Below are 24,080 nucleotides of genomic sequence, written 5' to 3' on the forward strand. Positions count from 1 at the left end.
GTTATAAATCCATCTTAAAATCTGTTTGGTTTAAGGTTTTTACTTTGTTAATTTTACTTTTATCTGTATCTTCAAAACTTATAATATACAACCATGATTTATAGACTTTTTTTATTTTTATTTGTCGTTACTTCTGTAAGTGCACAACAAACTATGTTGGCAGATAAAGCCCAATTACAAGCAAACTCAATAGTTAAAAATGTAGCGTTTCAAAACATTGGACCAACCGTAATGAGTGGTCGTGTTGTAGATTTGGATGTAAACCCAGAAAACCCATCAGAATTTTATGTTGGATATGCTTCTGGAGGTGTGTGGCAAACCATAAATAATGGGACAACTTTTGAGCCTATTTTAGATAATTCTCAAACCCAAAATGTTGGTGATATTGCTGTGCATTGGCCAACCAGAACTATTTGGGTTGGAACAGGAGAGAATAACGCGTCTAGATCGTCTTATGCAGGAGTTGGTATGTTAAAGTCTACGGATAATGGTCAAACTTGGCAACATGTTGGGTTGCCCAATTCTCAACATATTGGACGTATATTGATTAATCCTAATAATGTTAATGAAGTGACTGTTGGTATTACAGGTGCTTTATATTCAAAATCTGAAGACAGAGGTGTTTATAAAACCACAGATGGTGGCCTTAATTGGACTAAAACATTATACGTGGATGATTTCAGCGGAATTATTGATATGCAACATGTACCTGGAGATTATAACACCATGTTTGCCACTGCATGGACAAAAGATAGAAAGGCTTGGAATTTTGATGGAAGCGGTAACAACTCGGCAATTTATAAAAGTATAGATGCTGGAGATACTTGGGATAAAATATCTACAAAAATCAGTGGTTTTCCAGTAGGTGATGGCGTTGGACGTATTGGATTGGCTATTTACGATAATAATATTATTTATGCTATACATGATAGTCAATTTAGACGACCGTCAAGCGGAAATAATGCAGTGAGACGAGGTTTACAAAAAGATGATTTTAAAACAATGAGCACGTCTGAATTTTTAAATTTAGACGATAAAAAACTGAATGGCTTTTTAAAAATGAATGGCTTTCAGGAAAAATACAGAGCAGAAAACGTGAAGCAAATGGTACGCAGCGGAAACGTAAAGCCAATTGATTTAGCTCATTATTTAGAAGATGCAAACTCAATGTTGTTTGATACACCTGTAATTGGAGCTGAAGTTTATAAAAGTACAGATGGTGGACAAACGTGGTCTAAGACACACAGCGATTATTTAGACGATTTATATTATAGCTATGGGTATTATTTTGGACATGTATATGTGTCTCCTGCAAATCAAAATGACATTTATGTTTACGGAGTGCCAATTTTAAAATCTAAAGATGGAGGTAAAACGTTTACATCTATAAGTGCAGAAAATGTGCATGCAGACCACCATGCGCTTTGGATTAATCCTAAAAACCCAAATCATTTAATTAATGGTAATGATGGAGGTGTTAATATTACATATGACGATGGTGTTAATTGGATAAAAAATAATTCGCCATCTGTAGGACAGTTTTACGCTATAAATGTAGATAATCAAAAACCATATCGTGTTTATGGTGGTTTACAAGATAATGGTGTTTGGGTTGGTGCAAATAATGCACCTGAAGATAAAAGTTGGCATCAAAATGGAGAATATCCATGGAAAAGTATAATGGGTGGAGATGGTATGCAAATCCAGATTGATAATCGTAATCCAGATATTGTTTATACAGGTTACCAATTTGGTAATTATTACAGACTAAACCGAGCGTCTGGCGAGCAGACTTACATCCAACCAAAGCATGAGCTTGGCGAAAAACCGTATCGTTTTAATTGGCAAACACCAATTCATTTGTCGGATCACAATCAAGATATTTTGTACTTAGGTGGTAATAAATTAATGCGATCTTTAGATCAAGGTAATACCTGGAAAGCTATTAGTGATGACTTAACACAAGGTGGAAAATCAGGGAATGTGGCTTACGGTACCTTAACTACGATTAGTGAGTCTCCTTTTGAATTTGGTTTATTATACGTTGGAAGTGATGATGGATTAATACATGTGTCAAAAAATCAAGGAGCAACTTGGAGTAATGTTTCAGGCAATTTACCTAATAATTTATGGGTAACACGCGTAGTGGCTTCAATGCATAAAAAGGAACGCGTTTATGCAACATTAAATGGTTATCGATTTGACGATTTTTCTACCTATGTTTACATGAGTGACGATTATGGTCAAACTTGGAAGTCTATAAACGCTAATATTCCAACAGCTCCAGTAAATGTAATTGTAGAAGATCCTGTAAAGGAAAATATTCTGTACTTAGGAACCGATAATGGAGCCTATGTAAGTTTTAATAATGGAGACCAATGGGAAGCGTTTTCTAAAAATTTACCAGCTGTAGCTGTGCATGATATAAAAACGCAAAAAGAAAGTAATGATTTGTTATTAGGTACCCATGGTCGTGGTATCTATAAAACTAATCTTTCTGCGTTGCAAAAGTATGATTCTAGCATGGCTTTAAGTAGTAAAATGACCATTTTTGATCTAGAGTCTATTAGATATTATTCACGTTGGGGAAATTCATGGAGCAAATGGATGCAACCCTATGAGCCTAGTACGACTATCCAATTGTATAGCACTATTTCTGGTAAGAAGGAGGTTGAAATCCTAACAGAAAGCGGTAAGCAAATACGAGCGTTTTACGTGAATTTAGATAAAGGATTTAATTTTATTGATTACGATTTAACGATTCATGAAAAAGGTAGAAAAGTAATCTTAAAAGAAAACACTACTATCGACATTAATAAAGCTAAAAATGACAAATATTATATTGTAAAAGGAAATTATAAAATTAAAATTGATGGTGTCGAAAAAGCTTTTGAAGTCGAATAATACCAAAAGTGTAACATTTTTTTAAATGAAGTCTCTTTTATAGTAAATCGTCCATATGAAACAGGTAGCATTAATTATAGTAATCATTTGTTTAAGTTTAAGTAGTTGCAAAAAAAGCATCGCAATAAAAAAAGAATCCTACACTGTTTTAATTGATAAGGCAATGCAATTGTCAAAGGACGAAGATTCTTTAAAATTAAAAGAAGCACTTGTTACTTATCAAAATGCGTTTAATAAATATCCAGATAGTATAGACGATTATTCTAAGTACAATGCAAGTGTAATTGCTAGTCGTTTAAAAATGAATGATGTTGCTTTTAAGTATTTGCAACCATTGGCAGAATTAATAGAGGATGACGAAGGTTATCCAGGTTGGGATTATGTCTTAGGAGACTATGCAACAGAGGACTATTCAAATTTATTTAATGATAAACGATGGTCTAGTTTAAAGCAAGCTGCGATATTAAATCAAACGCAGTTTTTTGATAATTTGGCATCAGATGAAGCTGAATTTTTTAGTACTAAAAAAGGCGCTTCAATTGATAGTCTAAGTGCAGAGCAACTTTATAATTATATTAAAAGTCAAAACAATTTTTTGCCCAAAAAAAAGCAAGATTATTCTATTTCATTTCAAATAAATGATACGTCTAGTACGTCTTATTTTGTGCATCTACCCAAAACGTATAATCCAAACAATCAATATCCAATGTTGGTTTTTTTACATGGAGCAATACGCTACACCACATTATCGGATTATGAGACAAAAAGTAATTTAAAATACGCTAATACAAAATATACCAAGCGTGCAGACGCTAATGATGTTGTTTTAGTGTTTCCAAAAGCTGATAAAAATTTTAATTGGATGATTGGAGATGAAGGCTTTTTTATGGTTCCAGAAATTATTAAGCAAATAAAGTCAGCAATTAACATTGATGATGATAAAGTATTTGTTTCTGGTCACTCTAATGGAGCAACTGGGTCGTTTTCATACTTAATGAAGCAACCAACACAATTTGCTGGTTTTTATGGTTTTAATACACATCCAAAAGTCTATACTGGCGGAACGTTTATAGAGAATGTAAAAGCTAGAAGTTTTGTTAATTTTTCTACAGATCAAGATTACTATTATCCGCCAAATGCAAATGATAGTTTAAATAGCATTATGTCTAAAATTAAGGCGGATTATAAAGATTATAGGTATAATGGCTTTCCGCATTGGTTTCCAGATTTTGATGAGGCAGAACCTGCTTATGATATATTGTTTGAAGATCTTATTAAGCGAAAAAGAAATCCTTTTTCAAAAATATTGCAATGGGAGTTTGACGACAATGCACATGGCACTATTGATTGGTTAAATACTATTAAATTAGATACTATCAAAACGACTAAAGTGTCGCAAAAACCAATTAATTTTAAAATTACAAAATGGCTAAAATTAGATGATAATGATAATGCTATAGCGTTTGATGTTAATCAAAATGCATTTGATTTTCCTAGGCAATCTGCAAAGATTAATGCTAAATTTACTGATAATGTATTTGATATAAATACAGAAAAGGTTGGGTCGTTTAATATTTATATTTCACCAGAAATGGTAGATTTATCTAAACCAGTAAAAGTAATCGTAAACCATGTTTTAGTTTTTGAAAAAATCATAGGTTATGATGACGTATTTATGATTGACCAGTGGAATGCCAATATGGACAGATCCCAATTATGGGTTAATAATATAAATATTACCTTACATTAAAGTTTTATTACTTAAACCCATTCTAAATAGTACAAAAAAGTTTTAAAATTTGTTAGTATATCGCTTGTGGCTTATCTTTGTATAACAAATAATTAACTTCAATTATAATGAGCGGAATTTTAAATTCTTCAATAGGGAGAAAGTTTGCTATGGCACTTTCAGCACTCTTTCTAATGATTTTTATTTTACAACATTTTGCAATTAATATTCTTTCTGTGTTTAGTCCAGATGCTTTTAATGAAGCGTCTCACTTTATGGGAACGTTTTGGGCAGTACAATATTTACTGCAACCAGTATTAATTCTTGGTGTAATATTCCATTTTGTAATGGGATTTGTTTTAGAAATCAGAAACAACAAAGCAAGAGCAATTAGCTATGCTAAAAACAATGGAGCTGCAAATTCTTCTTGGATGAGCAGAAACATGATTTGGAGTGGAGGTTTTATACTTGTATTCTTAATCATTCACTTCATCGATTTCTGGATTCCAGAAATTAACACCAAATATATTGTTGGTGACATGTCTGGTACACTTCCAAGTGGCGAGTTTAGATACCACGAAGAGTTAGTACACAAGTTTAAAGATTTATGGCGTGTAGCGCTATACTGTGTAGGGTTTGTATTTTTATCATTACACCTTTTACACGGTTTTAATTCTGCTTTCCAATCAATTGGAGCAAATAACAAATACACAAAGGGATTAAAAGGATTTAGTAAAATTTATGCAATTGGTGTGCCAGTAGGTTTCATCTTCATTGCTGTTTACCACTTTTTAAACCACTAAAAAATAAGAGATATTATGGCTTTAGATTCAAAAATACCTCAAGGTCCAATTGCAGACAAATGGACTAACTATAAAAATCATATCGACTTAGTAAATCCAGCTAACAAGCGTAACATAGATGTTATTGTTGTTGGTACAGGATTAGCTGGTGGATCTGCTGCTGCTACTTTAGCAGAACTAGGATATAACGTAAAAGCATTTTGCTTTCAGGATTCTCCAAGACGTGCGCACTCAATTGCAGCACAAGGAGGTATTAATGCAGCAAAAAATTATCAAGGAGATGGTGACTCAACTTACAGATTGTTTTACGATACTGTAAAAGGTGGAGATTACCGTTCTAGAGAAGCTAACGTTTATCGTTTAGCTGAGGTTTCAGCAAATATTATCGACCAATGTGTTGCTCAAGGTGTTCCTTTTGCACGTGAGTATGGTGGATTATTAGATAACCGTTCGTTTGGTGGTGTGTTAGTATCACGTACTTTTTACGCAGCTGGACAAACAGGACAACAATTATTATTAGGAGCGTATTCTGCCATGAACCGTCAAATTGGACGTGGTAAAATCAAAATGTACAACCGTCACGAAATGTTAGACGTTGTTAAGGTTGATGGAAAAGCTCGTGGAATTATAACACGTAACTTAATTACCGGAGAAATTGAAAGACATTCAGCGCATGCTGTAGTTCTTGGTACTGGTGGTTATGGTAACGTTTTCTTCTTATCAACTAATGCGATGGGAAGTAATGTAACAGCAGCATGGAAAGCACACAAACGTGGGGCTTACTTTGCAAACCCTTGTTACACACAAATTCACCCAACATGTATTCCGGTTTCTGGAGATCATCAGTCTAAATTAACATTGATGTCTGAGTCTTTACGTAATGATGGACGTATTTGGGTGCCAAAACATATGAAAGATGTTGAGGCTATAAAAGCAGGAACATTAAAACCTGTTCAATTAGCTGAAGAAGATAGAGATTACTACCTAGAGCGTCGTTATCCTGCATTCGGAAACTTAGTACCTCGTGATGTTGCCTCTCGTGCAGCAAAAGAGCGTTGTGATGCTGGTTTTGGAGTTAATGCAACAGGAGAAGCTGTATTCTTAGATTTTGCTTCGGCAATTCAACGTTATGGTAAAGAAGCTGCTCACGTTAAAGGTTTAAACGAAAATGATGCTGCGCTTGTTAAAAAATTAGGACAAGAAGTAATCAAAAATAAGTACGGAAACTTATTCCAAATGTATGAGAAGATCGTAGATCAAGACCCATACAATACACCAATGATGATTTATCCAGCAGTACACTACACAATGGGTGGTGTTTGGGTTGATTATAACTTAATGACAACTGTTCCTGGATTATATGCAATTGGAGAAGCAAACTTCTCTGACCATGGTGCTAACCGTTTAGGTGCATCTGCGTTAATGCAAGGTCTTGCAGATGGATATTTTGTATTACCTTATACTATTGGAGATTATTTATCGGATGATATTAGAACAGGTCCAATATCTACAGATACTAAAGAGTTTGCTGAAGCTGAAGCTGAAGTAAGAAAAAACATTGACCATTTAATAAACAATAATGGTACACATTCTGTTGATTATTTCCATAAGCGTTTAGGTAAAATCATGTGGAATAAATGTGGAATGGCAAGAAACGCAGAAGATTTAAAATCTGCAATTACTGAAATTTCTGAACTTAGAGCAGAATTTTGGAAGGACGTTCGTGTGCCAGGAACACAAAATGAATTTAACGAAGAACTTGCTAAAGCAGGTCGTGTAGCAGATTTCTTAGAATTAGGAGAACTGTTTGCTAAAGATGCTTTACAACGTGAAGAGTCTGCAGGTGGTCACTTTAGAGAAGAGTACCAAACAGCAGAAGGTGAAGCGATGCGTCGCAAAGAGTTTCAATACGTATCAGCTTGGGAATACAAAGGAGAACCAAAAGATGCTATACTTCATAAAGAAGAATTAGTATATGAGAATATTGAAGTAAAAGAAAGAAGTTATAAATAAAGAAAAGCTATGAATTTAACGTTAAAAATTTGGCGTCAAGCAAACGCTAACGATAAAGGGAAAATGGTTGATTATCCAATCAGTAATATATCTCCGGATATGTCTTTTCTAGAAATGTTAGACGTTTTAAATAACGAATTAATAGAAAAAGGAGAGGCTCCTGTATCTTTTGACCACGATTGTCGTGAAGGGATTTGCGGTTCATGCTCATTATATATTAATGGTGAAGCGCATGGTCCTGACCGTTTAATCACAACGTGTCAGTTACATATGCGTACGTTTAAAGATGGTGAGACTATTACTATTGAACCATGGAGAGCTAGTGCTTTTCCTGTAATTAAAGATTTAGTAGTAGACAGAACAGCATTTGACCGTATACAACATGCAGGTGGATTTATTTCGGTAAACACATCTGGAAACACGATCGATGCTAACGCTATACCAGTTAACAAACAAGATGCAGATGATGCTTTTTCAGCAGCAACTTGTATTGGTTGTGGTGCTTGTGTAGCGTCTTGTAAAAACTCTTCTGCAATGTTATTTGTTGGTGCTAAAGTATCACAATTTGCATTATTACCTCAAGGTAAAGTTGAGGCTACAGAGCGTGTTTTAAACATGGTTAAACAAATGGATGAAGAAGGTTTTGGTAACTGTACTAACACTGGAGCATGTGAGGTAGAATGTCCTAAAGGAATTTCTTTAGAGAATATTGCTCGTATGAATCGTGAGTACTTATCTGCTGCCTTAAAAGGATAATACATTTCTGCGAAAGCACAAATAATAATACACAAAAACCCAAGCCAAATGCTTGGGTTTTTTTTATTAGATTTACCTCTTACAATTAACTATAGATTTATGAAAAAAATAAATATATTATACATAGCAATTATTGGTTTAACAATAGTAGGATGCAAAACACAAAACACGTCTAAACAAAAAGAAGACGCTGTAAACACATCTGAAACTGTTACAAGTACTACGTCAGATATCGATTATTATTTTGATACCAACGCCTTAATTGAAAATATTAAAACGTTATCATCTGATGTATATGAAGGTAGACGCACAGGTACAAAAGGTGCAACTTTAGCCAAGGATTACATCATTCAAAAATTTGAAAAACTAGGTGTAGATCCTTTAGGAAGTAATTTCCAACAGCCTTTTACTTTTGAAGCAGGTAAAACATACAATGCTACAAATATTTTAGGAGTTATTAAAGGTTCCACACATACATCAAAGTATATTGTATTATCTGCACATTACGATCATGAAGGTGTAAAAAATGGTCAAATATATAATGGAGCAGATGATGATGCATCAGGAATTAGTGCGTTGTTCGCTTTCGCGGAATATTTTGCCAAATACCCACCAAAACATAATGTTATTTTAGCAGCTTTTGATGCTGAGGAGTTAGGTTTAAAAGGTGCTTACCACTTTGTTAATGACAATGTTATTCAGCAAAAAAATATTGTTTTAAATTTAAATATGGATATGATTAGCAGAAGTGATAACAATCAACTATTTGCTGTGGGATCAAGATATTATCCTCAATTAAAGCCAGTTTTAGAAAACTTTAATGATATTGGTAAAGTAGATCTTTTAATTGGTCACGAAGGTTTAGGTGATGGAGATAATTGGACTTATTCTAGTGATCACGCAGCGTTTCATAAAGCTAAAATCCCGTTTATTTATTTTGGTGTTGCAGATCATAAAGACTACCATAAACCGACTGACGATTTTGAAAATATTGATCAACAATTTTTTAAGGATGCAGTACAAACAATTATAACCGTATTTACCGCATTTGACAGTTTAGAATTTTAAAAAAAATGGCAAACCATTTAGAGTATTATAAAAGCAATATAGACAACTATACTAAGGATGTATCAAAGCTTTACAAGCAACTTACAACATTAAGTATAGCAAGACTTTTAGTGTTTATAGCAACAGGAGTTAGCGTTTACTTTGCTTTTGGAAACTGGCAAATTTTGATAGGGATTGTTGTTATAGGTGTTATTGGTTTTATTTATTTATTAAATAAGTACACCGATTTAAAACATACATACGAACTAAAAAAAGTTTTAGTCACTATTAATACTGAAGAATTACAGTTTACAAAAGGTGCTTTTTTTGATAAAAGTGAAGGTTTACAATTTCAGGATGCTAATCATAATTATGCTTTAGATATTGATTTATTTGGTAGAGGAAGCTTTTTTCAATTTATAAATAGAACAACCAATAGTGAAGGGTCTAAAACTTTAGCTAATTGCTTAAAAGCAAATAATACAAACGCTATTGTGTCAAGGCAGGAGGCTATTAAGGACTTAGCTAATAAGTCTGATTGGAGACAAGTATTTCAGGCTAATGCTAGCTTAATTAAAGTTGATACTAAAGCTAGTACTATTTTAAGTTTTTTAAAAATGCATAAGTCGTTTATACCTAAATATTTTAAGTTGGTTCCGTTAATTATTAGCGCACTTTCACTAATAATAATCGGTTTAGCTGTAGCACAAATTATTCCTGCTGCAATAATAGGATATTGGTTATTTGTTGGTTTATTTATTACTGGTCGCTACGTAAAAAAAACAAATACATTATCTGCTAATACAGACAGGATGCGAGATACGTTTAGACAATATGCATCACTATTAAGTGCTATTGAAAACGAATCGTTTACCTCTAATTTATTATTAGCAAAACAAGCTAAAATTAAATTAGAAGACAAAAAAGCATCCCAAATATTACATGAATTGTCTAAAGCAATGGATGCATTGGATAATCGTAATAATTTAATTTCGGCAATTTTTGGTAATGGTTATTTTTTAACAGATTTAAAAAACGCCTATCGTATTGAACAATGGTTGGAAAATTACAAAGACAAAGTTGAAGATTGGTTTGAGGTTGTTGCGTTTTTTGATGCTTATAACAGTTTAGGAAACTATGCTTTTAATCATCAACAGTACATCTATCCTCAAATTGTGGATAAACAAAGTGATACAAAAGTAACGCAACTAGGACATCCTTTATTAAAAACAGAAAAAAGAGTTGATAATGATTTTGAAATAAAAAATCAGCAGTTTTTTATTATTACAGGAGCAAATATGGCAGGTAAAAGTACATTTTTACGTACAGTATCTTTACATATTGTAATGGCTAATGTTGGTTTACCGGTTTGTGCAGTATCATCAGTTTACAGTCCTGTTAAATTAATTACAAGCATGCGTACAAGCGATAGTTTAACAGATGATAGTAGTTATTTCTTTTCAGAGTTAACACGTTTAAAGTATATTGTAGATGCTATTAAGCAGGATAATTACTTTATAATTTTAGACGAAATCCTAAAAGGAACAAATAGTACAGATAAAGCTATTGGGTCACGTAAATTTGTCGAAAAACTAGTAGCAAGTCATGCAACTGGCATTATTGCTACGCATGATTTAAGCTTATGCGAAATAGAAAAGCATTTAGAAGAAGTAAAAAACTACTACTTTGATGCGCAAATTATTAATGACGAATTGTATTTTGATTACACCTTTAAAAAAGGAATTTGTCAAAATATGAATGCTAGTTTTTTGCTTAAAAAAATGGAGATTGTTTAAAGCTTAATTAGTAAAATAAAGAAACTATGAAAATCAAATACTTACTTTATTTTGGAATATTAGTAATGCTAGGATGTGGTTCAAGCGATACAGTTACAAAAACATCTAAGCGCACAACCTATTATAAATGTTTAGATACTATTGAAGCTAAAGCTAAAATGAAATTTTACAGTATGACTATTCCTGATAGTTGGTGTACTTATGTAGGGTCTCATGATGTTGTATCTCATGCTCCTAATAACTTAAAAGACTTGAGAGAAAATGAATTTAAAAATGGGATATATGTTATGTCTTCAAATTCAGAGTCATTCAAAAGTAAAAACATAGAAGAGGCATTAGAGCGTCATTTTTTAAGTGTTAAAAATGCTTCGTTTTTAACGCCAAAGGTTAGGTCACAAGTGCATCCAATTTATGGAAAATATTATATTGTCACATCAAAAAGTATTACAGATGGTTTTAAAGTAATTAGATTGTCAACCTTATTTAATCACAACAACAAAGACTATTTAATCTATTATTCAGTTATTGAAAAAGATGTCGATACTTATATTGAAGACGCTATGTCAATTATTGAGACCTTTAAAATTTTAGAGCAATAAGACCATTAAGGATTTTACAAGCATAAAAAAAGCCTGTCAATGTATACGTTACACGACAGGCTTTTTTTGTAATTATTTAGCAGACTATTTTTTCTTAGGATGTACTAATTTCATTTCGTCAATTAAATGTGTTGCTCCAGCATATTTGTCTACAATAAAAAGGACGTAGCGTAAGTCAACCATAATGTTTCGGCAGATTTCAGGATCATAATTCATGTCACTCATTGTGCCTTCCCAAACGCGATCAAAATTAAGACCAACTAGGTTTCCGTATGCATCAATTGCTGGACTACCAGAGTTTCCTCCTGTAGTGTGGTTAGTTCCTAAAAAACAAACTGGTACTTTTCCGTTACTATCTGCATATTGACCGTAATCTTTGTTTTTATGTAACTCTAATAATTTTTCTGGTACATCAAACTCGTAATCTCCTGGCACATATTTTTCTACAACACCATCTAGGTAACTTACAGGATTGTAGTATACAGCATCTCTAGGAGAATACCCTCTAACCTGACCATAAGTAACACGTAAAGTACTATTAGCATCCGGAAAGTAGCGTGCATTTGGTAACGCTTCCATTAAACCTGTCATGTACTTAGTTTGTAAAGCAGTTATAGGTTGGTTTTTTTCTTGGTAAGCTTTGTCAATAGTATTGTAAAACTCAGTAATCATTGGTTTAGCGTATTGATAAGCAGCATCTTTATTCAATTTTTTTAATACCTCTTTAGCGTTACCTTCTAATAGCTTTAAAGCTTGATCTAAATTAGTAAAGGCTGTTTTGTCATAAATAGAAGCATCAACATTTTTATTATAAAAAGGCATTACATTTTTAAAGACACCTTTGTCTACATCTGTATCATAATTTTTATGAATACCTTGTAAAGTACCAACAAGACGCGCTTTTGCTTTTTCAAAATTCTCTGGGTCAGCTTTTATAGCTTCTTCCATTTGATAAACTCTGAAGGTCATTTGCATTAACTCGTTGGTAACCAAAAAGACTTCAACAAAATTTCTGCGTTTAATATTAATTGGACCAAAATCTTTGTAAAGGTTATCAAACTCAGGAAGGATGTTTCCATATTTATCTTCTAGATTTTTTTCTTTTAAAGCTTTGGTAAAAGTAGCTTCAAAAGCACGTCTTTTAGCAACAGCATCACTTTTATGGATTCCTAAATTTTCTCCAATCCATTTTTTCCAAGCATTAGCAATACGTGCTTGTTTAGAAGCATATTTAATTCTAACAGCATCGCTTTCTTTCATTTTAGCATCAATGACTTTTAAAGCAGCTTCACGAATAGCAATATTTGTAGGGTTAAATTCTTCTGTAATGTGTTGTATTGCTACAGCAGGAAGATACTCGCTAGTTGTACCAGGAAAACCAAATACCATTGTAAAGTCACCTTCTTCAACGCCATCTAAAGAGACTGGTAAAAAATGCTTTGGCTTGTATGGTTTGTTGTCTTTACTGTATTTTGCAGGTCTGTTGTTAGCGTCTGCATAAATCCTGAACATTGAGAAATCTCCTGTATGTCTAGGAAAAACCCAGTTGTCTGTATCGCTTCCAAATTTACCAATGCTTGTTGGAGGAGCACCAACTAATCTGATGTCTTCAAAACGCTCTGTAACAAACAGGAAGTATTGGTTTCCTTCGTAAAATGATTTTACTTTAGTGTCTTGCCAAGCTTCTTTAGCAACCGTTTTTTGGTAAGTATTACTATTTCTATCTATTAATGATTGTTTTTCTTTTTCAGTCATACTGTCTGTAATTCCAGCCAATACTTGTGATGTTACATCTTCAATTCTAACAATAAACTCGATGTATAAACCTTCGTTTGGCAATTCTTCGTCCAAAGACATTGCCCAAAAACCATCTTTTAAATAATCGTTTTCTAAAGACGAATGTGATTGTATTTGACCAAAACCACAGTGATGGTTGGTTAAAATTAAACCTTTATCGCTAATAACTTCGCTGGTACAACCACCATTAAAATGTCCTATGGCATCTTTTAAGCTAGAGTTGTTTACGTCGTAAATATCTTTAGCAGTAAGTTTACTACCAAGATTGGTCATTTCGGTCTCATTCATACCTTCTAATAACGAAGGAATCCACATACCACCTTGTTGTGCGGATACTTGGATGGTAATAAACAGTAAAAGGAATTTTAAAAATTTCATATTTTTTTGATTTTATATGCCATCAAAGATAAAAAACCAACAAATAATAAATTGTTAAAATAGATTAAATAGTAAGCATTTATTGCTTGTTTGCTTGATTGATTTTTTGAATCATTTCCAAAGCATTTTTATCCTCTGGCTGCAACGCTAATACTTTATTGTAATTAATTAAGGCTTCAGTATAATTGTTGGTCATAAAAAAAGCTTCGCCTAAACTATCATACACGTTTGATTTATACGGAAAAATTAAAGTGTTTAATTTAAAAGTATATAACGCTTTATCAAATGCTTTTGCACGCAAATACACGTAGCCTAAAGTATTTAACTCACGACTACCTTTAACAAAATCTGATAGTTGAGCTACTAATTTTGTTTCCTCTGTATTTAGTTGTTCTATTGTTTTAGTGGATAGTAAATATTGGATATAATCTGCAGCAATGTAATTAAAACTATAAGGTTGGTTGGTTACAATTTTTTCAATATCACGTTCTAGGGTTTCTATTGGATGCTCTACAATGCGGTTAATTTCTTTACCATCTTTATAAAAAATAAAAGTAGGCACACGATGGATGTCGTATCCTTTTTCTTCTCCATTTGGTCCTTGTTTGTAGTGCTCTTTTTGATTGTCTAAAGCGACAACTTCTAGATTATCTAGATTATAATTTGCTGTTTCTAACACTTTGTAAAAACGCGGAACTTCTTTTTTGCTATCACCACACCACGTACCTAAAAATACTTTGATAGTATAATCTTTTAACGATTCTGAGAAAGTTTCTACCAATTTATCATTAACAATATAATGGTCATGGTTTGTATCAAACCACGCTTTGTAAGTGTCTTTTTGGAGTCCTTCTTTATTAATTACACCCAATAATTTGGGTTTTCCGTCAGGATCAATAACCTCTTGGTTTATGGTTTGTGCAAATGCAGTTGCATAACTAATAATAAAAATAAAAAGGGTGACTAATGATTTCATAATGTATTGGTTTTTTGATTTACTCAAACCTATTTATTATATTTTTTAATAAATAAAAATGTTAACCAACTGCGTACTTAAGATTACAAACAACAATTATTTATGCAGTTTGCATTGCTTTTATTGGCTTTTGTACTTTGTTTTTTGATGGTTTTAGGTTTTTAGATTACTTTCAGACTTGTTATGACAGATTTAAAAAAACACACGTCACAAATTTTAGTGCACCTCTTGGGATGGATGCTATTTATATTTGTATCGCTATATATATTTTCTAGATATTATTGGGTCGAAAACCCTTTTTTGCAGTATTTATCTATACTTGCAGTAATTGTATATATTAATCATTTTATACTCTTGCCATTTTTTGTCAAACGAAAATGGTATATTTTTTATGGGTTGTTATTTATGACAATTTCATTTTTAGCCACACAAGTCTATTGTAATGTTTTTGCACAGTGTGGTTGCTCTATAATGAAATGCTTAAGTGATTATTTATGGCAAACCTTGGTGCCTTTAATATTTTTCTCGTTTATATGGATGTTGTTTCGTTTTTTGGACGAACAAAAACAAAAAGAAGACCTGATAAAACAACATACTGAAATGGAGTTAAAGTTTTTGAAATCGCAAATTAATCCACACGTATTGTTTAATAATTTAAATACGATTTATTCTTATTCTATTGAAAAACCTACCGAAACTCCAGAACTTATTTTGATGCTCTCAGATAATTTAAAACACGTGTTGTATGATAGTAATGCGCAGTATGTTGATTTAGATAAAGAACTACAGTTTTTAGATAATTATATTAAGTTTCAAAAAATTAGAACCGAAGGTGTAAAGCAAATTAACTATACGACAAGTATCACATCTAATTATTTAAAAATAGGTCCATTATTGTTAATTACCATTATTGAAAACGCTTTTAAACATAGTGTTTTAAATAGTGTTATTTCTATTGAAATTATTGAGGAAAACAACCTTTTAAAATGTACTTGTATCAACGATTTTGAAAGTAAAATTACGGATACTACACAATTTAAAATAGGGTTAATAAATTTAGAAAAACGGTTACAATTATTATATCCAGAAAAGCACCAATTAGTAATAGAAAACTCTGATAAGTTTAAAGTTGTTTTAACACTACATTTAGTATGACTTGCATAATTATAGAAGACGAATTGCCTGCACAAAATTTGCTTAAAAATTATTTAAGTAAAATTCCGGAGTTACAATTACTAGCTACTTTTCAGGCAGCAATGGATGCCAATAATTACTTTAAAACTAACATTGTAGATTTGGTGTTTTTAGATGTTAATTTACCTGATATTTCAGGATTAGATTTTATAAAAACGGTAAAAAATCCACCAGCAATTATTATGACTACTGCTTATCCAGAATATGCAGTTAGCAGTTTTGAGTTGGATACCATTGTAGATTATTTGGTTAAACCCTTTGGTTTTGATCGATTTTTAAAGGCTGTAAATAAGGCTGAAGACCGATTTGTAAAACAAGATGTTGTTAATCCAACTGCTGAAGATTCTATTTTTTTAAATGTGGATAAAACACTTCATAAAATAATTTTAAAAGATATTTTGTTTTTAGAATCTGATAGAAACTATATTACTATTACCACTAAAACACAAAAACTATCCTTTATAGATTCACTTAAAAACTGGATCGAAAAACTACCTAGTACTCAGTTTGTTCAAATCCATAAATCATTTATTATAAACACTAAAAGTGTGACTAAAATTTCAGGGAATGAAATCTTTATAACAACCCACAGATTGCCTATTGGAAGAACTTATAAAGGTGAGCTACTTAAAAAGTTAAGAATACTTTAAACTAGATTATTTTGTAGGAAATTCTCCTTACTTTTACTTTCTAATTTATAATTAAAATGAAGACAATAAAAATGCTTTTAATACTACTAATTACAGTAGTATCTCATACACTAACTGCTCAAGAAGTGACTTTTGATAATCAATCTTATGTGGTAAAAAACAAAGTTATTAGCTTAAATGGTAAAGATGTTTCTGAAACATTAACTGAATCTCAAAAAATAGAAATTTATAATTTGGCAGACACCAAGAAAGCCGAAATTAAAGCTGCAGAAGAAGCAGTTAAAGCAGTAGATAAGGAAAAACGCCAACAGGAAAAGCAAGCTAAAGCTGAAGCAAGAGAAGTTAAGGCACAAGAAAGAGAACGTAAAGCTGCTGAAAAGGAACGTAAAAGATCTGAGAAAGCTAGAAAAAAATCGGAGAAAGCGCGTCAAAAAATAGAAAAGGCTAATGCTAAAATAGAAAAAGCAGAAAGCAACTTGGAAAAAGCTAATGCTAAATTAGAAAAAGAAACTAAAAAATATCAAAAGCTTGAAGCTAAAGGAAAGCTGTCTCCAAATGACATTGATAAATGGGAAGGTAAACTTGAAAAGTTAAGATCAAATATTACTAAGGCAGAACAAAAACTGAATAAATTAAAGTAGTGGACACTGTATTACATATTGCAATTATTCAGTCTGATTTGGTTTGGGAAAATCCTGAACAAAACAGACTGAATTTTTCTGAAAAAATAAATGCAATATCTGATACTGTAGATTTAATTGTTTTACCAGAAATGTTTACTTCTGGATTTACTATGTTTCCGCAATTTGTTGCAGAAGCTATGGATGGTAAAACCATACAATGGATGCAGTCCTTAGCAAAAGCAAAAAATGCAGCAATAGTTGGTAGCTTGGTTATAAAAGAGCATGATAATTACTATAACAGACTAGTTTTTGTGCATCCTAATGGTCTCACTGATACATATAATAAGCGACATACGTTTACGTTAGCTGGAGAAGATAAAGTGTATAAAAAAGGCAATCAAAAACTTATTATTAACTATAAAGGTTTTAAAATTAGACCTTTAATTTGTTATGATTTGCGTTTTCCTGTTTGGTCTAGAATCTCTGAGGATTACGACGTGCTTTTATACGTGGCTAATTGGCCTAAAAAAAGGATTAAAGCTTGGGATACTTTATTGCAAGCTAGAGCAATAGAAAATATGTGTTATTGTATTGGTGTTAATAGGGTAGGATTGGATGCTAATAATTTTGAGTATCCAGGACATTCTGCTGTATATGATGCTTTAGGCGAAAAATTGGTAGATGTCAACCCAAATACCGAAGTTGTTAAGCTAGTGGCTTTAACTAAATTTCATGTAGATACTACCAGGAAAAAACTACGTTTCTTGGACGATAAAGATGGTTTTATTTTAGAATAAATTCTTCAATTAAATCCCAACCAACTCTAACCTCAATAGGTTTTTCAGAATAGCTTACACGCTCTGGGTTTTTAGAAGTTAAATAGACTCCTGTATCATATATTTTATTTTTGTTGGAGTCAAAAATGGCTCTTATATAATACTTGTTAGGTTTAACTAAAAAGAAATCTAAGGGTTCTGGTTTGGTAATATACTTTTCGTATTTAACCTCGTTTTTGTCATCTACTAATTGCACAATCAAAGGGTAAACACCATTTTTAATATTAACACGTACGTTTCCTAAACTAGATGCTTTAACGGTAGATAAGTTAAAGTTTAAAGTGTCATTGGTATTGTCAAAAAAGTCGGTTACAGTATTTGGTAACAATCGGACTTTGTATTTGTTGTCTTCTTTTTTATCAAATAAAACCTCTATTGTATTTTGTAATGTGTCTAACTTGGTTGTAAAAACAACATTAGTAGAGTCTTTATCCATGATACTAATTTGATTTTTGTCAAATTTGGTAATCGGGATATTTGCCGAAATTTTTAAAGTTTCAATAAAATCTATATTGCTATTAGGTGTCGCTTTAAGTAATAACGAATCCTTTTTATTGTCCTTAATTCTAACCGTAAAGGTGTCAATTTTAGTTTTGTAACTAACTTTAAAAACTAATGAGTCTACTTCTAGTTTAGGTTTGTAAAAGTAGTTTAAACTGTCGGTTTCTTGATCTTTATAGTAGCTTGACGTGTAGTCTGCAGGAACCTCTGACAGTAGATCAATACTCATGTTTTTGTAATCTTTACCTTCAAAGCCAAAAATAATTTTTTCGCCAGAAACTAGTTTGGGTTTTTCAGCTTTATAATTTATTTCTTCTTTAAATAATTTTAATTCATAAAAAGCAGAACTGTCTGTTGATACAGTAATAAATTCTTCTTTAAAACCAATTTTATCTGTTTTTTGGTTAAACTTATTATTGCTGTTATTGTCTTTTAAAGCAATTAGTTTGTAAGTTCCTGCTTTTAAGTTTTCCAACGTAAAATTTGTGGTACTATCTAAAGTGTTGGTCACGTATTTTGGATTTTTTTTATAGACAACAGAGTCTGTGTAAGTGGAATCCTTTTCATATAAATTAACAGATATAAAAGGGTCTGTGGTACGGTTTAATGCATCCATTACTTTACCTTTTACTTTTAAAGAATCTATATAATCACCTGTAGAAAACACATATTTATAATACGTGTATGGGTTTTCTTCGTTGTTGTCTACTATACTATTACCAAAATTAAAAGCATAGGTGGTATTTGGTTTTAAAGTATCAAATATTTTAATTTTTATAAAGTCGCTAGAGCTTCCTAATGGTGTTATCTCTGGCGTGATATCCATTGGTGGCGAAATAATAAGCTGTTTAGATAGGTTTTTAATCTTAATATACTCGTCAAAATAGATTCTTATCTCTTTACTATTAAAGTTTGTAGAGTAATTTTCAGGAAAAGTTTTTGTAATTTTTGGAGGCGTAATATCTGGTTCTCCTCCACTAATATTTCCTCTATTAGCACAATTGATAAAAGAAAGCGCTATAGCGCACAAAAAACAAAAATTTAAAAAACGATTTTGCATACTAATTTAAATGAAGATACAAATTAACAACATATTATTCGTTTAACGAAAAATGCCTTAAGCTATTGCCATAGCAGCAATACTTATTTTTATGTTTTTAGCTTTATTTAATTCTATAATACACGCCTCTAAGGTGTTTCCTGTGGTAATAATGTCATCAACTAACAAGATATGCTTGTTTTGTAGTTTTTCTAGTTCTTTTACAGCAAAAGCTTCATTGTTTAATTCCCAACGTTCCAATCTAGTTTTTCGCGCTTGAGATTTTGATGGATTGGTAATTTTAACTAAAATATCTTCATGATAATCTGCATTAAGTAGCGTTGCAATGTTTTGACCAAATTTAGAGACTTGATTATAACCTCTTTTTTTTAATTTTTTTGGATGTAATGGTACAGGAATTACTACATCTATAGCTTGATATTCGTGATTAGTTTTTAGCTCTTCGCCTAACCAATCACCTAAAAATGATCCTATAGCTTCATTTTTACCATATTTTAATTGGTGTAGTAAATGTTGTACTATTCCTTTTTTTTCAAATCGTAGCAATGCTGTTGCAGATTCTATTTTTGCACGACCATAAAAGACGTTTTTAACAAAAGGGTCTTGAGTTAAATGGAAGTTTGTAGTAGGTAGATTGTGTCTACAGTTGGTACACAAAAAAGATTCGTTGTCTGTTAATGTATCCTTACAAGCATTACATACCAAAGGAAAAAACAAATTGGCTAAAGCTTTTAAACTCATGTTTACGATTAAGGATTTTGGATTAAAAAATAATGCTAAATAGATACAAAAAGCTATAATAGTCTAGTTTTTAGTGAAAAACATGTTCAAGTTATCGAAAAATTCTTACAATTCCATTAATTTATATTATTTTAGTGGTAATTATTAAAACTCATGATTATTAAACCCCAAACCTATAATCTTAAGTTAGTTATCATTGTGCTACTAACTATACTATGTGCGCTTGGTTTATATAGTTATTATAATTACAGCTCTTTAAATCAATATAAAAACTTTCTTGTAGATGAAAATGCTTTAATAGAAGCAGAGCTTAATCAATTATCAATCGATTTTAGTGCACTTAAAACGGATAACCAATTATTAAGTGATAGACTAGAGCAATCCAAGATTAAAATCATTCGTATTTTGGATTCTGTTAAGCATATAACACCAGATATTAAGCTGTTAAATCATTATAAAAAACAATTGCAAGCTATAAAACTTGAAAATTCTAAAATATTAGAATTAGTTAATCAATTAAATAAAGAAAATAAAGTACTACAAGAAGAGGCACGATTAGCTGATGAAGCAATGGATAAAACAATCTTACAATCTAAATCTTTAAAGCAACAAAATAGAGCTTTGTCAAAACTTAATACTGACTATTTAAATGAAATAGATAAAGCAAAAATGATAAGTATTAGTGATATCTATGTTGAAGGTGTCAAACGTATCACTAACAGTGGCAATATTAAAACAACCACAGCTGCAAAACGTGTTAAGATGCTAAATATTTGCTACACAGTGGCTGAAAATGACATAGCTACACAAGGTAAAAAAGAATTATATTTTCAGGTGTTAGATCCTAAAAATAACGTAATTGCTTATAAAGGAGATGTTACTATTAGTGATACTTCTTTGATGTACAGTCAACTGGATGTTATTAATTATAATAATAATAGTTTGCAGACATGTGTTTTTATTAACCTTTCTGAAAACGAAATTTTATTAAAAGGCGAATATTATATAACCATATATCATGATAATCAATTAATTGGAAGTGCTAAGACAACTTTTAATTAGTGTAAATTATAAATATTAATCCATTTATTAAAAAACGCTAAGTGCAGAAGTGCACGAGGCGTTTTTTTTGATTTTAAGAGACTTAAACAATTTTTTTACCTCTTTATCGATTTTAAATTGACACCTTAATAAATAACAATATTTTTATTTTTTAAAATAAAATTAAATCATGTTAATTTTTCCTCATACATATAACTATAGGATAATTATAGGCTCATTGATTGTTGTTTTTGTAATATTAGGATCTTACACGTTTTCTAACTATAATCAACTAGTAGATTATAAAACATACGTGTCTCAAGAAAAAAAACTATTAGAAAACGAATTGTCAGATATGGTAATACGTTATGATAATATAAAGGTGGATAATGATTTACTTCGTAATAAATTACAACAGTCAAAACTTAATGTAGCGCATATTCTAGATTCTATAAAAACGTTGCAGCCAAGCGCTTCGTTATTGTCATTATATCGTTCTAAGATTAATCTTTTACAAAAAGAAAATGCAGCATTTTTAAATGTTGTATCTACGCTTAAGACAGAAAACAACCGTCTAGCATCACAAACCGAAGCTGTTACACAAAACTTAAAAGTAGCAAAAAACAATACCTCAAGTTTATTTACTAAAAATAAAGGATTGGTTACCGCTAACGCTAAAATGTCGACTGCTTTAGACAAAGCTAGTCTTTTAAGTATAGCCTCTTTAGACGCAAAAGCAGTAAAACGAGTTACTAAAAAACGCATAGTAAGCACATCAAATGCTAGTAAAGCTAATAAGCTATATGTGTCATTTACGTTGGATAAAAATAAATTAGCAACAACAGGAGTAAAAGATTTATACATTCAAATTTTAAATCCTAATAATAATGTTGTAGCAGACCAAGGATCAATATCGTTTGGAGAGCAGTCATTAATTTTTAGTAAAAAAATTAAAGTTGACTATAAAAACGAAGCTATTGACGTTAATACATTAATAACTACAGATTTGGATGAGCCTTTAACTAAAGGTGTCTATTTTGTAAACGTGTTTTACGATAACACAAGACTAGGAAGCACCTCTATAATGCTTAAGTAATAGTTAAACAATAATTAAATAGCACCATTGTCATTTATAATGGTTTTAATTTAGCATTTTATATCAAATAATAAAAAAGCTTATATTCGTTTATATTATCTCTAAAAACCCCTTTTTTGAACAAAATAAATTTTTTTAAAGAATCCTTAAAAAGCTTAAAAACTTCAGGTACTTTGTTTCCAAGCTCTAGATTCTTAGCGTCAAAACTATTAAAAGGGATAGATTTTAGTACAGCTAAACTAATAGTGGAATTTGGTCCAGGTAATGGTGTCATTACTAAAGAGATTTTAAAACGATTGCAACCAGATGCCAAGCTGATTAGCTTTGAAATTAATGAAACCTTTTACAAAGATTTATTAAAAATAGAGGATCCAAGGTTTATTGTTTCAAAACAATCTGCCGACAAAGTACAAGAGGTAATTAAGCAACATGGTTTTATAACTACAGACTATATTGTTTCCAGTTTGCCTCTAACAAACATTCCTAAGCCAATTACTCAAATTATTATGGATAGTGCCTTTAAAAGTTTAAACTCAAAAGGCTACTTTTTTCAGTTTCAGTATAGCTTAACATACTACGCAGCATTAAAAGAAAAATTTAATGGCAATATTACATTAGGTTTTGAGCCATTAAACGCACCTCCAGCATTTATTTATACTTGTCAAAAAGACTAATCAATTTTTGGTTGTACACTTTTATTTATCGTTTATCTTTGTACTATTATGGCAAACAACGACGATCAATTTAAAAAAGTAATCTCTCACGCAAAGGAGTATGGTTACGTATTCCAAAGTAGTGAAATCTATGATGGACTTAGCGCAGTTTACGACTACGCTCAAAATGGAGCAGAATTAAAGAAAAACATACGTGACTATTGGTGGAAAGCAATGGTACAGATGAATGATAATATTGTTGGTATCGATGCAGCAATATTTATGCATCCAACAACATGGAAAGCCTCAGGACACGTAGATGCTTTTAGTGACCCATTAATAGACAATAAAGATTCTAAAAAAAGATATAGAGCAGACGTTTTAGTAGAAGACTATTGTGCTAAAATTGAAGCAAAAATCGATAAAGAAGTCGCTAAAGCGGAAAAACGTTTTGGCGAAGCTTTCAACAAACAAGAATTTATTTCTACTAACCCAAGAGTTGTTGGATATCAAGAAAAAATTGATACCATCTTAAAACGTTTAGGAAAATCTTTAGAAGCTGAAGACTTAGCAGATGTTAAAGCATTAATTGAAGAGTTAGACATTGCTTGTCCTTTATCAGGAAGTAGAAACTGGACAGACGTGAAGCAATTTAACCTAATGTTTGGTACTAAACTTGGTGCTACAGCAGAGACTGCAATGGATTTATATTTACGTCCAGAAACAGCTCAAGGTATTTTTGTAAACTTCTTGAATGTGCAAAAAACTGGAAGAATGAAAATTCCTTTTGGTATTGCTCAAACTGGTAAAGCCTTTAGAAATGAGATTGTTGCAAGACAATTTATTTTTAGAATGCGTGAGTTTGAACAAATGGAAATGCAATTTTT

20 protein-coding genes are annotated in these 24,080 nt (G+C 31.4%); 16 read left to right on the plus strand and 4 right to left on the minus strand.

Annotated elements, in window-relative coordinates; genetic code table 11:
• Positions 1 to 93: 93 nt before the first annotated feature.
• The 8 genes from B2989_RS15250 (at position 94) to B2989_RS15285 (ending at position 11,647) form a co-directional block, all read left to right on the plus strand.
• Positions 94 to 2,904 (plus strand): WD40/YVTN/BNR-like repeat-containing protein, encoded by a 2,811-nt coding sequence (locus B2989_RS15250; RefSeq protein WP_292950142.1) that lies wholly within the window; start codon positions 94 to 96, stop codon positions 2,902 to 2,904.
• 55 nt (positions 2,905 to 2,959) lie between these two features.
• Complete coding sequence (locus B2989_RS15255; RefSeq protein WP_292950144.1) at positions 2,960 to 4,654, plus strand: alpha/beta hydrolase-fold protein; 1,695 nt, start codon at positions 2,960 to 2,962, stop codon at positions 4,652 to 4,654.
• A gap of 107 nt (positions 4,655 to 4,761) precedes the next feature.
• The gene (locus tag B2989_RS15260) at positions 4,762 to 5,436 is read left to right on the plus strand and encodes a succinate dehydrogenase cytochrome b subunit (protein ID WP_028282324.1); all 675 of its coding nucleotides are present in this window, start codon (positions 4,762 to 4,764) and stop codon (positions 5,434 to 5,436) included.
• 15 nt (positions 5,437 to 5,451) lie between these two features.
• On the plus strand, positions 5,452 to 7,449 hold the full coding sequence (locus B2989_RS15265; protein ID WP_292950147.1) for a fumarate reductase/succinate dehydrogenase flavoprotein subunit: 1,998 nt from the start codon (positions 5,452 to 5,454) through the stop codon (positions 7,447 to 7,449).
• Between the two features lie 9 nt (positions 7,450 to 7,458).
• Positions 7,459 to 8,205 (plus strand): succinate dehydrogenase/fumarate reductase iron-sulfur subunit, encoded by a 747-nt coding sequence (locus B2989_RS15270; RefSeq protein ID WP_028282322.1) that lies wholly within the window; start codon positions 7,459 to 7,461, stop codon positions 8,203 to 8,205.
• A gap of 99 nt (positions 8,206 to 8,304) precedes the next feature.
• On the plus strand, positions 8,305 to 9,273 hold the full coding sequence (locus B2989_RS15275; RefSeq protein ID WP_292950149.1) for a M28 family peptidase: 969 nt from the start codon (positions 8,305 to 8,307) through the stop codon (positions 9,271 to 9,273).
• A gap of 5 nt (positions 9,274 to 9,278) precedes the next feature.
• Positions 9,279 to 11,048 (plus strand): MutS-related protein, encoded by a 1,770-nt coding sequence (locus tag B2989_RS15280; RefSeq protein ID WP_292950151.1) that lies wholly within the window; start codon positions 9,279 to 9,281, stop codon positions 11,046 to 11,048.
• Between the two features lie 26 nt (positions 11,049 to 11,074).
• Entirely contained in the window at positions 11,075 to 11,647 is a 573-nt protein-coding gene (locus B2989_RS15285) for a hypothetical protein (protein ID WP_292950153.1), read from the plus strand.
• Positions 11,648 to 11,731: 84 nt separating this feature from the next.
• On the opposite strand, the gene B2989_RS15290 is transcribed toward B2989_RS15285, so the two are convergent.
• Together B2989_RS15290 and B2989_RS15295 are read right to left on the minus strand one after the other, a co-directional pair.
• Positions 11,732 to 13,822, minus strand: a complete 2,091-nt coding sequence (locus tag B2989_RS15290; protein ID WP_292950155.1) for a S46 family peptidase — start codon at positions 13,820 to 13,822, stop codon at positions 11,732 to 11,734.
• 79 nt (positions 13,823 to 13,901) lie between these two features.
• Complete coding sequence (locus B2989_RS15295) at positions 13,902 to 14,798, minus strand: thioredoxin domain-containing protein (protein WP_292950157.1); 897 nt, start codon at positions 14,796 to 14,798, stop codon at positions 13,902 to 13,904.
• Positions 14,799 to 15,203: 405 nt separating this feature from the next.
• On the opposite strand from B2989_RS15295, the gene B2989_RS15300 reads away from it, so the two are divergent.
• From B2989_RS15300 to B2989_RS15315, 4 genes are read left to right on the plus strand one after another with little or no spacing between them, the layout of a single operon-like run.
• Positions 15,204 to 15,953, plus strand: a complete 750-nt coding sequence (locus tag B2989_RS15300; protein ID WP_292950159.1) for a sensor histidine kinase — start codon at positions 15,204 to 15,206, stop codon at positions 15,951 to 15,953.
• The gene (locus tag B2989_RS15305; protein WP_292950161.1) at positions 15,950 to 16,642 is read left to right on the plus strand and encodes a LytR/AlgR family response regulator transcription factor; all 693 of its coding nucleotides are present in this window, start codon (positions 15,950 to 15,952) and stop codon (positions 16,640 to 16,642) included. Before B2989_RS15300 ends, B2989_RS15305 begins: the two co-directional genes overlap by 4 nt.
• A gap of 56 nt (positions 16,643 to 16,698) precedes the next feature.
• The gene (locus B2989_RS15310) at positions 16,699 to 17,283 is read left to right on the plus strand and encodes a hypothetical protein (RefSeq protein ID WP_292950163.1); all 585 of its coding nucleotides are present in this window, start codon (positions 16,699 to 16,701) and stop codon (positions 17,281 to 17,283) included.
• Entirely contained in the window at positions 17,283 to 18,062 is a 780-nt protein-coding gene (locus B2989_RS15315) for a nitrilase family protein (RefSeq protein ID WP_292950165.1), read from the plus strand. The genes B2989_RS15310 and B2989_RS15315 overlap by 1 nt, the downstream gene beginning before the upstream one ends.
• Here the strand turns inward: B2989_RS15315 and B2989_RS15320 are convergent.
• Both B2989_RS15320 and B2989_RS15325 read right to left on the minus strand, forming a co-directional pair.
• A complete protein-coding gene (locus B2989_RS15320; protein WP_292950167.1) occupies positions 18,049 to 19,632 on the minus strand; it encodes an Ig-like domain-containing protein in 1,584 nt (527 codons plus the stop codon). The genes B2989_RS15315 and B2989_RS15320 overlap by 14 nt on opposite strands.
• Positions 19,633 to 19,719: 87 nt before the next feature.
• Positions 19,720 to 20,403 carry a ComF family protein gene (locus B2989_RS15325; protein WP_292950169.1) on the minus strand — a complete coding sequence of 228 codons (684 nt, stop codon included), beginning with the start codon at positions 20,401 to 20,403 and terminating at the stop codon, positions 19,720 to 19,722.
• A gap of 153 nt (positions 20,404 to 20,556) precedes the next feature.
• On the opposite strand from B2989_RS15325, the gene B2989_RS15330 reads away from it, so the two are divergent.
• The 4 genes from B2989_RS15330 to B2989_RS15345 all read left to right on the plus strand — a co-directional run.
• Positions 20,557 to 21,465, plus strand: a complete 909-nt coding sequence (locus B2989_RS15330) for a hypothetical protein (protein WP_292950171.1) — start codon at positions 20,557 to 20,559, stop codon at positions 21,463 to 21,465.
• 169 nt (positions 21,466 to 21,634) lie between these two features.
• A complete protein-coding gene (locus tag B2989_RS15335) occupies positions 21,635 to 22,540 on the plus strand; it encodes a hypothetical protein (protein ID WP_292950173.1) in 906 nt (301 codons plus the stop codon).
• Between the two features lie 116 nt (positions 22,541 to 22,656).
• Positions 22,657 to 23,214: a class I SAM-dependent methyltransferase gene (locus B2989_RS15340; protein ID WP_292950175.1), complete on the plus strand. Its 558-nt coding sequence runs from the start codon at positions 22,657 to 22,659 to the stop codon at positions 23,212 to 23,214.
• 48 nt (positions 23,215 to 23,262) lie between these two features.
• On the plus strand, positions 23,263 to 24,080 hold an 818-nt coding region (locus B2989_RS15345), incomplete at its 3' end, for a glycine--tRNA ligase (RefSeq protein ID WP_292950177.1).

Origin of the sequence: Olleya sp. UBA1516, from assembly GCF_002323495.1 — a bacterium.
Taxonomy (GTDB): Bacteria; Bacteroidota; Bacteroidia; order Flavobacteriales; family Flavobacteriaceae; genus Olleya.

Coding starts and splice junctions, on each gene's coding strand:
- B2989_RS15280 (WP_292950151.1), top strand. CDS start 9,279: ATGGCAAACCATTTAGAGTATTATAAAAGCAATATAGACAACTATACT.
- B2989_RS15270 (WP_028282322.1), top strand. CDS start 7,459: ATGAATTTAACGTTAAAAATTTGGCGTCAAGCAAACGCTAACGATAAA.
- B2989_RS15285 (WP_292950153.1), top strand. CDS start 11,075: ATGAAAATCAAATACTTACTTTATTTTGGAATATTAGTAATGCTAGGA.
- B2989_RS15335 (WP_292950173.1), top strand. CDS start 21,635: ATGTTAATTTTTCCTCATACATATAACTATAGGATAATTATAGGCTCA.
- B2989_RS15295 (WP_292950157.1), bottom strand. CDS start 14,798: ATGAAATCATTAGTCACCCTTTTTATTTTTATTATTAGTTATGCAACT.
- B2989_RS15265 (WP_292950147.1), top strand. CDS start 5,452: ATGGCTTTAGATTCAAAAATACCTCAAGGTCCAATTGCAGACAAATGG.
- B2989_RS15275 (WP_292950149.1), top strand. CDS start 8,305: ATGAAAAAAATAAATATATTATACATAGCAATTATTGGTTTAACAATA.
- B2989_RS15300 (WP_292950159.1), top strand. CDS start 15,204: ATGACAATTTCATTTTTAGCCACACAAGTCTATTGTAATGTTTTTGCA.
- B2989_RS15325 (WP_292950169.1), bottom strand. CDS start 20,403: ATGAGTTTAAAAGCTTTAGCCAATTTGTTTTTTCCTTTGGTATGTAAT.
- B2989_RS15330 (WP_292950171.1), top strand. CDS start 20,557: ATGATTATTAAACCCCAAACCTATAATCTTAAGTTAGTTATCATTGTG.
- B2989_RS15290 (WP_292950155.1), bottom strand. CDS start 13,822: ATGAAATTTTTAAAATTCCTTTTACTGTTTATTACCATCCAAGTATCC.
- B2989_RS15305 (WP_292950161.1), top strand. CDS start 15,950: ATGACTTGCATAATTATAGAAGACGAATTGCCTGCACAAAATTTGCTT.
- B2989_RS15255 (WP_292950144.1), top strand. CDS start 2,960: ATGAAACAGGTAGCATTAATTATAGTAATCATTTGTTTAAGTTTAAGT.
- B2989_RS15250 (WP_292950142.1), top strand. CDS start 94: ATGATTTATAGACTTTTTTTATTTTTATTTGTCGTTACTTCTGTAAGT.
- B2989_RS15310 (WP_292950163.1), top strand. CDS start 16,699: ATGAAGACAATAAAAATGCTTTTAATACTACTAATTACAGTAGTATCT.
- B2989_RS15260 (WP_028282324.1), top strand. CDS start 4,762: ATGAGCGGAATTTTAAATTCTTCAATAGGGAGAAAGTTTGCTATGGCA.